Below are 13,818 nucleotides of genomic sequence, written 5' to 3'. Positions count from 1 at the left end.
CCCCTCACCCCCCTGATGCGACCCGGCCCACCCGGCGCCGCCCCGCCCGGTCCCGACGGAAGTGGCGGTCGGCCCGCCCCGGGCGGTAGCGCCGGCTGGACCGCCCTGCGGCGGGCGGCGGTCGGCCCGCCTCCGGCGGGCGTACCCTGCAACCCGCGGCGGCATCGGCGGTCGCGGCAGCGTGGGGAGGGGGTCGCCATGTCGGACCGGACGGAGCGGAACGAGGCCACGTCGCCCACGGGCGCGCGGGCGATCAAGCCCCGGGCCTGGGCCCCGGTGCGGGCGATGACCCGGATCCTCAACGCCGACGGCAGCCAGCGCACCGCCGTACCGGCCGGCACCGGCACCGGCCGCAGCGCGGTCATGGACTCCGCCCTCTATGTCGACGGCCGGCGGCAGCCCGGCGACCGGCACTACGCGGAGGCGCTGGCCGCCGCCCGCCGCGAGCGCGGCTTCGTCTGGATCGGCCTGCACGAGCCGGAGCTGGCGGAGATGACGGCGATCGCCGCCACCTTCGGCCTGCACGAGCTGGCCGTCGAGGACGCCGTCAAGGCCCAGCAGCGGCCCAAGCTGGAACGCTTCGGCGAGGTCAGCTTCCTGGTGCTGCGCACCGCCCGCTACTGCGAGCACGACGAGCTGACCGAGAACTCGGAGGTCGTCGAGACCGGCCAGGTGATGCTCTTCATCGGCCCGAACTTCGTGATCAGCGTCCGGCACGGCGACGCCTGCCGGCTCGCCCCGGTCCGCGCCGACCTGGAGGCCAAGCACGACCTGCTGGCGCACGGCCCCTGGGCCGTCGCGTACGCGATCACCGACCGCGTGGTCGACGTCTACCTGGAGGTGGCCGACCAGCTGGAGGACGACCTGGACGTCCTGGAGGCCGACGTGTTCGACCGGCAGAGCAGCGGCCGGATCCAGCGGATCTACCAGATGAAGCGGGAACTGGTCGAGTTCAAGCGGGCCGTCGTCCCGCTGCAACGCCCGCTGATGACCCTCACCGCGCAGGTCAGCCGGGAGATCCCGCAGGAGGTGCGGCGCTACTTCCGGGACGTGCAGGACCACCTCAGCCGCACCGTCGAACAGGTCAACTCCTACGACGACCTGCTCAACTCGATCCTCCAGGCGCGGCTGGCGCAGGTCACGGTCGACCAGAACAACGACATGCGCAAGATCGCGGCCTGGGCGGCCATCGCGGCGGTCTGGACCGCCATCGCCGGCATCTACGGCATGAACTTCGAGAACATGCCGGAACTCAAGATGACGTACGGCTATCCGGTCGTGCTCGCCCTGATGCTCGCCATCTCACTCGCGCTCTACCGCTGGTTCCGCCGCAACGGCTGGCTCTGACGGCTCCGCCGTCGCGGCTGGCTGTGACGACAGCGCCCACGGCGCGGGACGACGGGGGTCGTCGCCGCGCCGCGGGCGGTGGCACGAGGGTCAGCGGCGGCCGCCGGAACCGGCCGTCTTCTCCTTGTTGAGCACCTTGTCGAGGTTGTCGGCCGGGCGGCCGGAGACGTCGCGGGCGCCCTCGGCGACCGAGGGGACCTTGTCGGTCGGGTGGACCACCGGCTGGGCGGCGGGCCGGGGGGTGGCGGGGCTGGCCGAGGGGGTCTCCACGACCAGGGTGTCCACCTCGTCGCGGGCCGGCTCCAGGGTGCGGGTCGGGTCGTACTCGGACCATTCCTGCTGCTCGCGGCGGCGGCGCAGCGCCATGGCACCGGCCAGGCCGGCGACCGTGCCGGCGGCCAGCAGGCCGACCATCGTGCCCCGCGAACGCTTCTGCTTCCGCTTCGCCTTCATGCTCTTCGCCTTGACCTTCCTGCTCACGGCGGCCTGCCGCGCGGCGGCGGCCTTCTTCCCCGCGACGGCCTTCCCGGCCGCCTCGGCCTGCGCGTTACGGACGGCCAGGGCGAGCGGCGCGAGGGCCGCGACCGTCGACGCGAGACCGCTGGACGCCCGGTCCCGCACCACGAGGGCGGTCGGCGCGACGGCTCCCCGGGCCGCCTGGACCCGCGGGCCGACCGTGGCGCCGGCACCCTTGGCGGCGTACGTCGCAGCCTGCCGCAGGTGGCCGATGCCCTGGTTCAGCTCGGCCCTCGCCAGCTGCCCCTGGGTCTTGCGCCGCACGATTCCAAACACGGTCCCACCTCCTGGGAGTTGTTCCTTCGTCATCCTCCACCTTCGGATGCCTCCGCACTGCCAGAACGGGCACATGGGAGGATCCGCATGGAACTGACCAACGACTGAGGAGTACCCGTGGCCGAGGCTGTCTACGCCACCTTGCACACCAACGCCGGCCCGATCCGGCTGGAGCTGTTCCCCAACCACGCGCCGAAGACGGTTCGCAACTTCGTGGACCTGGCCGAGGGCAACAAGGAGTACATCGACCCGCGTACGGGTCAGCCGGGCAGTGGGCCGTACTACGACGGCACGATCTCGCACCGGGTGATCAGCGGCTTCATGGTCCAGATGGGCGACCCGACCGGCACCGGTCGCGGCGGCCCGGGCTACAAGTTCGGTGACGAGTTCCACCCCGAGCTGCGCTTCGACCGGCCGTACCTGCTGGCGATGGCGAACGCCGGGCCCGGCACCAACGGCTCGCAGTTCTTCATCACCGTCGGCCCGACCCCGCACCTGAACAACCGGCACACCATCTTCGGTCAGGTGGCCGACGAGGCGTCGGCGAAGGTCGTCGACTCGATCGCCAACACCCCCACCGGCCCGAGCGACCGCCCGCTCCAGGACGTCGTCATCGAGCGCGTCGAGATCGAGCGCGTCCCGGCCTGACCGGCTGCGCGAGGTACCTTTGCTCGCATGACCGAGCGCCCCGCCGCACCGGGAGGCAGCAGCCGTGAGTGAGTCCCCGCCGACCACCCCGGTCTGCTACCGGCACCCCGGCCGGGAGACGTACGTCCGCTGCACCCGCTGCGACCGGCCGATCTGCCCCGACTGCATGCGGGACGCCTCGGTCGGGCACCAGTGCCCGGAGTGCGTGGACGAGGGACGCCGCAGCGTGCGGCCGGCGCGCACCGCCTTCGGTGGCGGTGCCGTCGGCCGCCTCGGCTACGTCACCAAGGCACTCATCGCGCTCAACGTGCTGCTCATGCTCCTGTCCATCGCCTCCGACCGGGGCGGGGACGCGCTGGCCGGCGGCTCCGGGTTCGGTGGCCTGATGGGTGGCAGCACCCCGCTCACCGACTGGGGCTCGGTGCTCGGGCAGGCTCTCTTCCCCGACGGCAGCGTGCACGGCATCGCCCAAGGCGAGTGGCACCGCCTGGTCACCGCGATGTTCCTGCACTACGGCATCGTGCACCTGCTGCTGAACATGTGGGCACTGTGGGTGCTCGGGCGGTCCCTGGAGGCCAACCTCGGCCCACTGCGCTTCCTCGCCCTCTATCTGATCGCCGGCCTCGGCGGGAACGTGGCGGCCTACCTGTTCAGCGCCGAGAACGCCACCACGGCCGGCGCATCGACCGCGATCTTCGGCCTCTTCGCCGCGCTGATCGTGATCGAACGCCGGATGGGGCGGGACATCTCCTCGGTGCTGCCGGTCCTGGTGATCAACCTGGTCTTCACCCTGACCGTGCCGGGCATCTCCATCCCGGGTCACCTCGGCGGCCTGGTGACCGGCGGGGCCATGGCGCTGGTGCTGGCGTACGCGCCCCGGTCCCGGCGGACGCTGTTCCAGGTCGCCGGCGCGGCCGTCCTGCTGGTGGCGCTGCTCGCCCTGGCGGTCGTGCGCACCCTGACGCTGACCGGCTAGCCGGCCAGTCCAGCCCCGGTCGGCCCCGGTTAGCCCCGGTCGGCGGGAGGCGGCGGGCCCTGGCTCGGGAACGCCGGCCGCCGCACAAGCTGTGCCCACGCTCCGTGCGTCACAGCGGGGCGGGTCCCCGCCGGCCGGCCGATCTCACTCCGCGTGTTCTCCTGCCGGCCTGCCACCACGCCCGACGCCCCCTTTGCTCTGCACCCATATAAGCAGCATCAGCCTGAGCTGCGTTGATGCGGGATGGTCAAGGGTGGGGGGTGGTGACGACCGGTTGCGCTACGTAGACCGTTGCGTATCCGGGTGCAGAGCAAAGGGCCGGAGCAGGTGGTTGGCCCCGCGCTGGCTCGTTGCTTTCCGTCACCGGGCCCGAGAATGATCGTGGTGCCTCCGAGTGGCATCGGCGGAACGGCGAAGCGGCGGGACGGCGGGGCGACAGGGCGGCAGGGCGGCAGGGCGGCAGGACGCGGAGCCGCCGCCGGGCCGTCACCCGGACCGCGGCGGCGGCTCGGGCGCGACAAGCTAGGGGCGATCCAGCCCGCCCACGCCGCCCGGCTCACCCATCCCGGTCGACCGGGCGCGGGCGGCGCGCAGCGCGTCGGCCACCTCACCGGGCGGGGCGTCCAGGTCGTAGCGGCCGAACAGGTGCAGCGACTCGCCCGCGTCGATCTCCAGGATCTCCGTGGACAGGCCCAGCCGGGGCCGCCGGTCCACGGTGATCGTCTCGACGGAGGCCCAGTCGAGGCGACGCCGGCCCGCGAAGCCCCGGACCACCGTGATCCCCGCCGGATCGACCGCGAGCCGCACCGGGGCCAGCAGGTCCCGCAGCGCCCAGCCGACCAGTCCGGCGGCCAGCACCCCGGCGAGCACCAGCCGCACCCGGTCGCCGTCGGCGAACACCACCCCGAGCCCGACCAGCGCCGCCGCGCCGACCAGCTTCAGCGCCGGCAGGGTGGGTGGGACCCGCCACTGCCGGGCCGACGGTGCTGCGGGGGTCAGTGCCGACTCCATCCCACCAGGATGCCAGCCGGGCCCACCCATGACAGGGCCCGCCCGCGACCGCCCCGGCCGGCGTGGGGGGACGGCCGGGCGGTGGAAGACGTACTATCGGGGCAGCCAGGTTACCGGGGAGTAAACATGAGTGACGCGGTCATCGTCGGTGCGGTACGCACCCCGGTCGGGCGGCGCGAGGGCAGCCTTGCCGCCGTACACCCGGTCGACCTCTCGGCGCACGTGCTGCGCGCCCTCGCCGAGCGCACCGGGATCGACCCCGCGCAGGTCGACGACGTCGTCTGGGGCTGCGTGTCCCAGGTCGGCGAGCAGTCGTGGAACGTCGCCCGCAACGCCGTCCTCGCCGCCGGCTGGCCCGAGTCGGTGCCCGGCACCACGCTGGACCGGCAGTGCGGCTCCAGCCAGCAGGCCCTGCACTTCGCCGCCGCCACCGTCCTGTCCGGGCAGGCCGACATGGTCGTCGCGGGCGGCGTCGAGTCGATGACCCGGGTGCCGATGGGCTCCAGCGTCGTCGGCGGCACGCCGTTCAGCGCCCAGGTCCGCGACCGCTACCGGGGCGTCGAGGGCTTCGCCGGGGACGAGCCGCTGCCGTTCAACCAGGGCGTCGGCGCCGAGCTGATCGCCGCCCGCTGGCACTTCTCCCGGGCGCAGCTCGACGAGTTCGCCCTCGCCAGCCACGTCAAGGCCGCCGCCGCGCAGGACGCCGGCGCCTTCGACCCGGAGCTGGCGCCGGTGGTGCTGGCCGACGGCGGCAAGTTCGCCGCCGACGAGGGCATCCGCCGGGACACCTCGCTGGCGAGGCTGGGCGGGCTGAAGACCCCCTTCCGCGCCGACGGCGTGGTCACCGCCGGGTCCGCGTCCCAGATCTCCGACGGCGCCGCCGCGCTCGCCGTCACCACCTCCGAGTGGGCCAGCCGCCACGGCCTGCGCCCGCTGGCCCGGGTGCACACCGCCGTGGTCGCCGCCGACGACCCGGTCACCATGCTCACCGCGCCCATCCCGGCCACCGCGAAGGCCCTGCGCCGCGCGGGGCTGGGCATCGAGGAGATCGGGGTGTACGAGGTGAACGAGGCGTTCGCCCCGGTGCCGCTGGCCTGGCTGGCCGAGACGGAGGCGGACCCGGAGCGGCTGAACCCGCGCGGCGGCGCGATCGCCCTGGGGCACCCGCTCGGCGCGTCCGGGGCCCGGATCATGACCACGATGCTCCAGCACATGCGCGACAACGGCATCCGCTACGGCCTGCAGACCATGTGCGAGGGCGGCGGCATGGCCAACGCCACCATCGTCGAGCTGCTCTGAGCGGGCGGGCGGGGAAAACCCCTCGCCGGCCGGCACGGCGCTGCCTACCCTGCCCACCGTGACCAACGCACCGACGCCCCACGCCGACGCGCTGACCCCGCCCGCCGGTGCACCGACGCCGTCCACCGACTGGGCCGACCCGGGCTGGCAGGCCCGCGCCCACGACTGGGTCGCCGGGCAGCTCGACCGGGTCGGCCGTCGGGTCACCGGGCCGGTGGAATCCCGCCTCCGGCCCTGGTCGCTGGTGTGGCGGGTGCCCACCGACGCCGGCCCGTACTGGTTCAAGGCCAACAATGCCGGCACCCGCTTCGAGGCCGGGCTGCTCGGCGCGCTGGCCCGGATCGCCCCCGGCCGGGTGCCCGACCCGGTGGCGGTCGACGCCGACCTGGGATGGTCGCTGCTGCCCGACGGCGGCGAGACCCTGCGCGACGCGCTCGCCCGGCACCGCGACCCGGCCGTCTGGGAACGTGTCCTCCCCCGGTACGCGGCGTTCCAGCGCGCCGTCGCGCCCCGGGTCGGCGAGCTGCTGGCCCTCGGGGTGCCGGACCACCGCCCCGAGGCGCTGCCCGCCCTCCTCGCCGGGCTGCTCGACGACCCCGACGCCCTGCTCCTCGGCGCGCAGGGCGGCCTCACCCCCGAGACGTCGGCGCGGCTGCGGGCGTTCCTGCCCGAGTACGCCGACCGCTGCCGCCGGCTGGCCGCGTCCGGGGTGCCCGCCAGCGTGCAGCACGACGACCTGCACGACGGCAACGTGTTCGCCGCCGACCACCGCTTCTTCGACTGGGGGGACGCCTCCGTCGCCCACCCGTTCGGCACGCTGCTGGTGACCCTGAACTCCGTGGCGCACTCCTTCGAGCTGCCCGACGGCGACCCGGTGCTGCTGCGGCTGCGCGATGCGTACCTCGAACCGTGGACCGACCGGCACGACCGGGCCGACCTGCGGGAGGCGGCCGCTCTCGCGGTCACGGTGACCAAGGTCAGCCGGGCGCTGTCCTGGCGGCGCGCGCTGAGCACGCCGGACCCGGCCCGCGCCGAGTACGCCGAGGCGGTCCCCGGCTGGCTCGCCGAGCTGTTCGAACCCGACCGCCTCTGACAGTCGTCCACCCCGCGCGTGGAAGTTCCGTAGATTGGCGGTTGCCCATATCAGGCGCGGGGCGGGCTCGTTGGTCACGTCATGGACGTCTTCTCCCGCACGTTCCTTCCGGCCGCCGCCGAGACCGGGCTGGCCGTGCAGGCCGTCAGCCGGCACGTGCCGGTCTTCCGCCGCTGCGTCGGCGCCGGCGACGCCAGCGTCCTGGTCGCCCGGTGCGGCCGACCCGACCGGGCGGCCGGCGAATACCTGCTGCTGCTCACCCACCGCCGGCTCGTGGTCACCCGGCAGACCCGGGTGCTGCACCGGCTCCGCCTGCACCTCAACGCCGAGCTGGGCGAGCTGAGCGACGTCACCTGGAGCGCCGACCCGCGTCAGCCGGCGGTCGAGCTGGCCGCCACGGCCATCGACGGCGTGCGCGAACGGTTCGTCATCCGCGTCCCGCACCCGAGGCAGGTGTGGCAGCTCGACGCGCTGCTGCACCACGCGTTCAGCACCCGGCTGCGCAGCTCGCGGGAGCGGGTGGTGGCCGCCATCGGCGACGCGCCGACCGCGGCCCGGGGGGCCGCGTTCCGGCCCGTCGTGGTGCACTGATCGGGTCCTTACCTGATCCGAACATGTCCTGACGCCCTCCGTCGGGCGGTGGTCGGCAATCATGGTCCGGTGACCGTCGACGCACCGCAGCGCGGGCTGGTCCTCGTCGTCGAGGACGAGCCGGCGATCGCCGAGCTGGTTCGGCTCTACCTGACGCGGGACGGTTTCGGCGTCCACCTGGAACGCGACGGCGCGGCGGGGCTGTCCGCCGCCCGCCGGCTGCGCCCGGTCGCCTGTGTCCTGGACATCGCCCTGCCGGGGCTCGCCGGCACCGAGATCTGCCGGCGGCTGCGCGAGGCCGGCGACTGGACGCCGGTGCTCTTCCTCACCGCGCGCGACGACGAGGTGGACCGCATCATCGGTCTGGAGCTGGGCGCGGACGACTACGTGACGAAGCCGTTCAGCCCGCGCGAGCTGGTGGCCCGGGTCCGGGCGGTGCTGCGCCGCACGGCGGGCGTGCCGGAGGGCGTCGAGCGGCCCCGGACGGTCGGCCCGGTCACCCTCGACCCGACCCGCCGCACGGTGACCGTGTCCGGCGAGTCGGTGCAGCTCACCTCGACCGAGTTCGACCTGCTCGCGCACCTGATGGCCCGCCCCGGCCGGGTCTTCACCCGCGAGGAGTTGCTGGCCGGCGTCTGGGGCTACGCGGCCCACTCCGGCACCCGCACCGTCGACGTGCACGTGGCGCAGGTCCGGGCGAAGCTGGGCGGGGCGGCCGGGGTGATCCGCACGCACCGGGGCGTCGGGTACGCCGCCGATGGCTGACCGACCGGCGACGCCGGGGGAGTCCGTGCCGGCCCAGCCCACCGTCGCGCTGCCGGTGATCGGCCCGCGTCCGGCCGGCCCGCGCCGGCGTCGCCCCGGGCGTACCCTCACGGCCCGCGCGGTGCTCGTCACCTGCGCGGTCGCCCTCGTCTCGGTGCTGGTCACCGCGCTCGTCGCGGTCCCGCTGGCGGTGCGCGGGCAGGAGCGACGCGACCAGGAGGCGCTCGCGGCACAGGCGCGGCTCGCCGCCGACGTGCTGCGCGTGCGGGCCCCGAGGCAGCGGGACGCGGCGGGCGAACGGTTGATCCGCCAGCTCCAGGAGCAGGACATCTCCGTGTACGTGATCCGCGCCGGCACGGTGGACCACGCCGGCCTGCCCCGGCAGGTCGTCAACCGGGTCGCCGCCGGCAACACCGTCTCCGGCCGGCGGCTGGTCTCCGGCGAGCGCGCCCTGGTCGAGGGGCGACCGCTGGCCGGCGGGGACGGCGTGGTGCTGACCCGGCCCGCCACCCCCGGCCTGTGGGGGCGGGTCGTCCGGGGCCTCTGGCTGCCGCTGCTCGCCGGGCTGGCCGCCGGCCTGGCGGCCGGGATGCTGCTGGCCCGCCGGCTGGCCCGCCCGATCCGCGTCGCCGCGACCGCCGCCGCCCGGCTCAGCGCCGGTGACCGGGCCGTGCGGGTTCCGGTCGAGCCACCCGACGAGGTCGCCGAGCTGGCCCTGGCCCTGAACGGGCTCGCCGCCGCGCTGGCCACCAGCGAGGACCGGCAGCGGGAGTTCCTGCTCTCCGTCTCCCACGAGCTGCGCACCCCGCTCACCGCCATCCGCGGGTACGCCGAGGCGCTGGCCGACGGGGTGATCGACGCGGACGACACGCCGCGCACCGGGCGCACCATGCTGGCCGAGGCCGAGCACCTGGACCGGCTGGTCCGCGACCTGCTCGCGTTGGCCCGGCTGGAGGCCGCCGACTTCCCCCTCGAACCGGTGCCGGTCGACCTGGCCCGGCTGGCCGCCGACGCGGAACACACCTGGGCCGACCGCTGCGCGGCGGTGGGGGTGACGTTCCGCATGGAGATCCCCGACGGCGTGGTGCCCGCGTACACCGATCCGGGGCGCATCCGGCAGGTGGTCGACGGGCTGCTGGAGAACGCGCTGCGGGTCGTACCCCCGGGTGCGCCGGTGGTGCTCGCGGCCCGGCCCGCCGGAGCCGACCCGGCGGCCGGTGGGATCCTGGAGGTGCGCGACGGCGGCCCCGGCTTCACCGACGACGACCTGGCGGTGGCGTTCGACCGGGGTGCGCTGCACGCGCGCTACCGGGGGGTACGCAAGGTCGGCAGCGGCCTCGGGCTGGCGCTCGCCGCCGGGCTGGTCCGCCGGCTGGGAGGGGAGATCGCCGCCGGTCACGCCGCCGAGGGCGGCGCGGCGTTCACCGTGCGGCTGCCGGCCGACCCTTACCTGACCCGAACATCGCGCTGACGCCCCCTGAGCACCGGGGCGGGACGCTGGGACCCTCACCGACGAGAGGGATACCACGATGGCACGTCACGGATTCGCGGTCGTCGCCACCTCGCTGCTCGCGGCGGCCGCCCTGGGCGTCACCGGCTGCGGGCCGGCGCAGGTGGCGCAGGACGCCTCCAAGGAGGTCGCGGTCGACGTGTCCGCCGCGCTGGGCGCGGAGGGACAGGCGCTCACCGCGCTGGGCTTCGACCCGGGCGACCTCGACCTGGTGGCCGCCCCGGCCCCGGCCGGCTCGGGCTCGACACAGCCGGGCGCGCCCGCGCCGGCCAGCGGCGAGCCCGACGCGAAGGAGCGGCGGGGCGAGCGGGCGCAGGAGTGGCGCAAGCGCCGGCAGGCGCGGGTGCTGCTGCGGAAGAAGAACACCCTGCACGGCGAGGTCGTGGTGGGCACGAAGGACGGTGGCACGAGGACCGTCGCCGTGCAGCGCGGCGAGGTCACCGCGATCGACGGGGACTCGATGACCGTGAAGTCAACCGACGGGTTCACGATGACGTGGACCTTCGGCGACGACCTGCGGGTGGTCGAGCGGCGCAAGACGATCCAGCCGGAGGCGGTGCGGGTCGGCGCGACGGTCGGCGTGGCCGGCGCGAAGGACGGCGACGCCGCCAAGGCCCGGCTCGTCCTGCTCAAGTGAGAGGCGGCAGGGCGTATCCGACGTAGCCCCGCCAGGTCAGCGTCCAGCCGGCGGGCACCAGGTCGGCGCAGACCTTCCGGGTGCCGGTGCAGACGATCGCGTCCGTCGAGGCGGGGTCGGCCGGCGGCCGGTCCGGCAGCACCGACTGGAGCGCCACCAGCTCGGGCGGCCGGCCGTCGGCGTCGCGCAGCAGGAGCCACCACGGGTACTCCCAGTTGTCGTTCTGCTGCACCAGCCCGACCCGCCGCGCACCGCTGGCCCGGACCGCGTCGGCCGCCGCCCGGAACTCGTCGGCCCACTGCGGCCGGCGCAGGAAGCGGGTGTCCCACTCCGAGGTGGTGAAGACCGAGCCGGCCCCGACCAGCCGGCGCGGGAAGCCGTACGACAGGGCGAGAACGCCGGCCAGCGCGGACCCGGCCAGCATCGCGACCGCCAGTCCGACCGCCACCGACCGCCGGCGGCCCGGGGCGGAGGAGGAGCCGCTCGCGGACTCCGACTCCGACTCCGACGCCAGCCGGCGGCGGAAGAGCGAGTCCAGCCAGAGCCCGGCGAGCGGGGCCGCCAGGACCAGGGCGTACAGCAGCAGCCGGTTCCCCCACGGCTGCCACTTGATCATCGCGGTGTGCAGCGCGACGGCCGTCACCACCACGATCGCGTACCCGCGCAGGGCGCCGGCCGCCGTCGGGCTGACCCGGGCCGGCCGGGCCAGCGCCAGCGCCGCGCCGATCAGCGCCAGCGTGCCGGCCAGCGGGAACGCCACCCGGTCCTCGTCGGGATACCAGGACGGCACCGGGAAGGTCTCCCGGCCGAAGGTGATGGCCCGGTCCTGCGGGTCCACGCCGATCGCCCGCGCCCCGGCCATGATCGCCTCGGCGGTGCCCGCCCGCACCGGCGCGAGCGGCGTGTCCAGCGCGGTGTGCCCGATCCGCAGGGCGTTGACCAGGACCGACGGCGGGTCGTGCCGTTCCATCGGGATGGACTCGCGCAGCCGCGGCGGCCCCAACGGGTGCCCGAACTCCGCCTGCACGCGGGCCAGGAACGGGCCGACCACCAGCAGGGCCACCAGCACCACCAGCACGGAGCCGGCCACCGTCCGGGCCACGCCGCCCGCGCGGGACCCCGGCGGCTCCGGCGCGCCGCCGCCCGCCCCCGGCCGGGCGACGTCGTCCGCTGCGGGCGGGGCCACCGGGTCGGCCCCGCCGGTCGGCAGACCGACGCGACCCGCGCCGACCAGGGCCGGCCGGGCCGGTCCGTCGACCCTGGCCCCGGCCCGCCGGTCGCGGTCCGCGCCCCGCACGATCCCGTCGAGGTACGCCAGCCGGAGCTGGCCGATCCCCCAGAGCAGCAGCAGCGGGCCGACGCCGATCAGGCCGCTGGTCTTCGTCACCGCGGTCAGTCCCGTCGCCGCGCCGAGCAGCAGCAGCGTGCCGACCCCGGCCCGGCGGCGCAGCCCGTCCAGGGCGAGGGTCGCCACGCAGGCCACCCAGGCGGCGCAGACCAGGTCGGTCTGGGTGCTCGTCGCCTGGAGCACCACCATGGGCGTGGTGCCCAGCACGAACGCGGTGAGGAGCTGGGCCCGCCGCCCCCCGCCGAGCTGCGCCGCGATCCGGGCGACGGCCAGCAGGCAGCCCACCCCGGCGGCCCACTGGACCAGGTTGTGCAGCGCGTCGCCGCCGGTGAACAGGCGCAGGTGCAGCAGCAGGTACTCCGCACCGGGCGGGATGGTCACCTGCCGGTGGATCGCGGTGGGCCAGAACTCCAGGCTGCCCTGGGCCACCCAGTGCTCCACCTTCGGCAGGTGGTACGTCTGCGAGTCGAAGTTGTTCGGCTCGGCGAGCAGCGCGATCAGCAGCTCCACCAGGACGAGCCCGCCGACCGTGCCGGCGAGCAGGCGCTCGCCCCGCCCGGCCGTACGCCATCGGTCCGCCAGCCGGGCCCGGACGGCGGCCAGGTCCCGGGCGGCGCCGGACCAGGTCGGTGCGGCGGTGCGGCGGCGTCGCCAGCCCGCCGCCGTCACGGTGGCGGCGACGAAGACCAGCCACGCGACCGCGAACGCGGGCAGGGTCAGCAGGCGCAACGCGCCGAGCAGCTCCACGGTCAGCACCGCGAACGCGCCGGTGACCACCGCGGCCCGGACCACGGCGAGGCGCAGCGGGGCGACGGTGTCCGGCCGGGCGGGGCGCAGCGCCACGGCGAGGGACAGGACGGCGACGAGCGGGGCCGCCACGAGCAGGGAGCCGGCTGCCGACATGGCGCGAAGTAAACACCATCCGGCTGAACGCGCCGAGCCCGACGCCCGGCGGTGCTGCACCCCGCCGCGCTGAGCTGCCAAGCTAGGCTAGGCCGGACGTGTCGCCGCCACCGTGGAGATTCCCGTGAAGCTCTCGATCCTCATGCCGGTCTACAACGAGGAAGAACGCATCGCGGATGCCCTCAAGCAGGCCCTGGCGGTCGACTATCCGTGCGAGATCGAGCTGGTCGTGGTCGACGACGGCAGCCGCGACGGCACCGGGGAGGTCCTCGGTCGCGCCGACGACGCGCGACTGCGGGTGATCACCCACCAGCGTAACGCCGGCAAGGGCGCGGCCATCAAGACAGCGGTCGACAACGCCGAGGGCGAATACATGGTCATCCTCGACGCCGACCTGGAGTACGACCCGCAGGACATCCCCAAGCTGCTCGACCCGGTGCTCGACGGCCGCGCCACGGTGGTCTACGGCAATCGCACCTTCGGCAGCCACAGCGCCTACAGCTTCTGGTATGTGATGGGCAACAAGGGCGTCACCATGGCGGCCAACGTCCTGTTCAACTCGTACATCGGCGACCTGGAGACCTGCTTCAAGCTGATGCCGGTGGCGCTCTACCGTTCCCTCGACATCCGCTCGCGGGGCTTCGGCATGGAGGCGGAGGTGACCGGCAAGCTGCTGCGCCGGCGCATCCGCCCGTACGAGGTGCCGATCAGCTACCGCGCGCGGGGCCGCGAGGAGGGCAAGAAGATCACCTGGAAGGACGGCGTCGAGGCGATCTGGATCCTCGGCCGGGAGCGCACCCGCCGCCGCCCCGCGGGCGCCTCGCAGCACTGATCCCGACGGCTCCGCCGTGCTGGCGGTCATGCGGGCCGTGCCGTTAGCCTGGTCGAGTTGAAGTCC

The 13,818-nt window shown here is 75.0% G+C and carries 13 protein-coding genes; 10 read left to right on the top strand and 3 right to left on the bottom strand.

The window, feature by feature from the left end; genetic code table 11:
* Positions 1-198 precede the first annotated feature (198 nt).
* A complete protein-coding gene (gene corA, locus GA0070558_RS03630) occupies positions 199-1,347 on the top strand; it encodes a magnesium/cobalt transporter CorA (protein WP_043960855.1) in 1,149 nt (382 codons plus the stop codon).
* Positions 1,348-1,437: 90 nt separating this feature from the next.
* On the opposite strand, the gene GA0070558_RS03625 is transcribed toward corA, so the two are convergent.
* Positions 1,438-2,172: a hypothetical protein gene (locus tag GA0070558_RS03625; RefSeq protein WP_091275733.1), complete on the bottom strand. Its 735-nt coding sequence runs from the start codon at positions 2,170-2,172 to the stop codon at positions 1,438-1,440.
* 84 nt (positions 2,173-2,256) lie between these two features.
* Between GA0070558_RS03625 and GA0070558_RS03620 the strand changes: the two genes are divergently transcribed.
* Together GA0070558_RS03620 and GA0070558_RS03615 are read left to right on the top strand one after the other, a co-directional pair.
* Positions 2,257-2,787, top strand: a complete 531-nt coding sequence (locus GA0070558_RS03620; protein WP_077935225.1) for a peptidylprolyl isomerase — start codon at positions 2,257-2,259, stop codon at positions 2,785-2,787.
* Between the two features lie 64 nt (positions 2,788-2,851).
* On the top strand, positions 2,852-3,763 hold the full coding sequence (locus tag GA0070558_RS03615; RefSeq protein ID WP_091275730.1) for a rhomboid family intramembrane serine protease: 912 nt from the start codon (positions 2,852-2,854) through the stop codon (positions 3,761-3,763).
* 522 nt (positions 3,764-4,285) lie between these two features.
* Here the strand turns inward: GA0070558_RS03615 and GA0070558_RS03610 are convergent.
* On the bottom strand, positions 4,286-4,774 hold the full coding sequence (locus GA0070558_RS03610) for a PH domain-containing protein (RefSeq protein ID WP_091275727.1): 489 nt from the start codon (positions 4,772-4,774) through the stop codon (positions 4,286-4,288).
* A 126-nt stretch (positions 4,775-4,900) separates the two neighbouring features.
* Here GA0070558_RS03610 and GA0070558_RS03605 point away from each other — a divergent pair, with 126 nt between their 5' ends.
* From GA0070558_RS03605 to GA0070558_RS03580, 6 genes are all read left to right on the top strand, one after another.
* Entirely contained in the window at positions 4,901-6,073 is a 1,173-nt protein-coding gene (locus tag GA0070558_RS03605) for a thiolase family protein (RefSeq protein WP_091275723.1), read from the top strand.
* Positions 6,074-6,131: 58 nt separating this feature from the next.
* On the top strand, positions 6,132-7,166 hold the full coding sequence (locus GA0070558_RS03600) for a phosphotransferase (RefSeq protein WP_256091748.1): 1,035 nt from the start codon (positions 6,132-6,134) through the stop codon (positions 7,164-7,166).
* A gap of 81 nt (positions 7,167-7,247) precedes the next feature.
* A complete protein-coding gene (locus GA0070558_RS03595) occupies positions 7,248-7,757 on the top strand; it encodes a hypothetical protein (RefSeq protein ID WP_091275718.1) in 510 nt (169 codons plus the stop codon).
* Positions 7,758-7,826: 69 nt separating this feature from the next.
* A complete protein-coding gene (locus GA0070558_RS03590) occupies positions 7,827-8,522 on the top strand; it encodes a response regulator transcription factor (RefSeq protein ID WP_091275714.1) in 696 nt (231 codons plus the stop codon).
* Positions 8,515-9,993, top strand: a complete 1,479-nt coding sequence (locus GA0070558_RS03585) for a sensor histidine kinase (protein ID WP_091275711.1) — start codon at positions 8,515-8,517, stop codon at positions 9,991-9,993. Before GA0070558_RS03590 ends, GA0070558_RS03585 begins: the two co-directional genes overlap by 8 nt.
* A 58-nt stretch (positions 9,994-10,051) precedes the next feature.
* Complete coding sequence (locus GA0070558_RS03580; protein ID WP_091275708.1) at positions 10,052-10,669, top strand: hypothetical protein; 618 nt, start codon at positions 10,052-10,054, stop codon at positions 10,667-10,669.
* Here GA0070558_RS03580 and GA0070558_RS03575 read toward each other — a convergent pair.
* A complete protein-coding gene (locus tag GA0070558_RS03575; RefSeq protein ID WP_091275705.1) occupies positions 10,662-12,920 on the bottom strand; it encodes a hypothetical protein in 2,259 nt (752 codons plus the stop codon). The two genes, GA0070558_RS03580 and GA0070558_RS03575, sit on opposite strands and share 8 nt — an antisense overlap.
* 124 nt (positions 12,921-13,044) lie before the next feature.
* Here GA0070558_RS03575 and GA0070558_RS03570 point away from each other — a divergent pair, with 124 nt between their 5' ends.
* Positions 13,045-13,752: a glycosyltransferase family 2 protein gene (locus GA0070558_RS03570; RefSeq protein ID WP_043960844.1), complete on the top strand. Its 708-nt coding sequence runs from the start codon at positions 13,045-13,047 to the stop codon at positions 13,750-13,752.
* Positions 13,753-13,818 lie beyond the last annotated feature (66 nt).

This window comes from Micromonospora haikouensis (genome assembly GCF_900091595.1).
Classification (GTDB): Bacteria; Actinomycetota; Actinomycetes; order Mycobacteriales; family Micromonosporaceae; genus Micromonospora; species Micromonospora haikouensis.
The sequence above is the reverse complement of the archived record's forward strand: the minus strand, read 5'-3'. Positions and strand labels throughout refer to the sequence as shown.

Coding starts and splice junctions, on each gene's coding strand:
- GA0070558_RS03625 (WP_091275733.1), bottom strand. CDS start 2,172: ATGACGAAGGAACAACTCCCAGGAGGTGGGACCGTGTTTGGAATCGTG.
- GA0070558_RS03595 (WP_091275718.1), top strand. CDS start 7,248: ATGGACGTCTTCTCCCGCACGTTCCTTCCGGCCGCCGCCGAGACCGGG.
- GA0070558_RS03580 (WP_091275708.1), top strand. CDS start 10,052: ATGGCACGTCACGGATTCGCGGTCGTCGCCACCTCGCTGCTCGCGGCG.
- GA0070558_RS03585 (WP_091275711.1), top strand. CDS start 8,515: ATGGCTGACCGACCGGCGACGCCGGGGGAGTCCGTGCCGGCCCAGCCC.
- GA0070558_RS03610 (WP_091275727.1), bottom strand. CDS start 4,774: ATGGAGTCGGCACTGACCCCCGCAGCACCGTCGGCCCGGCAGTGGCGG.
- GA0070558_RS03575 (WP_091275705.1), bottom strand. CDS start 12,920: ATGTCGGCAGCCGGCTCCCTGCTCGTGGCGGCCCCGCTCGTCGCCGTC.
- GA0070558_RS03605 (WP_091275723.1), top strand. CDS start 4,901: ATGAGTGACGCGGTCATCGTCGGTGCGGTACGCACCCCGGTCGGGCGG.
- corA (WP_043960855.1), top strand. CDS start 199: ATGTCGGACCGGACGGAGCGGAACGAGGCCACGTCGCCCACGGGCGCG.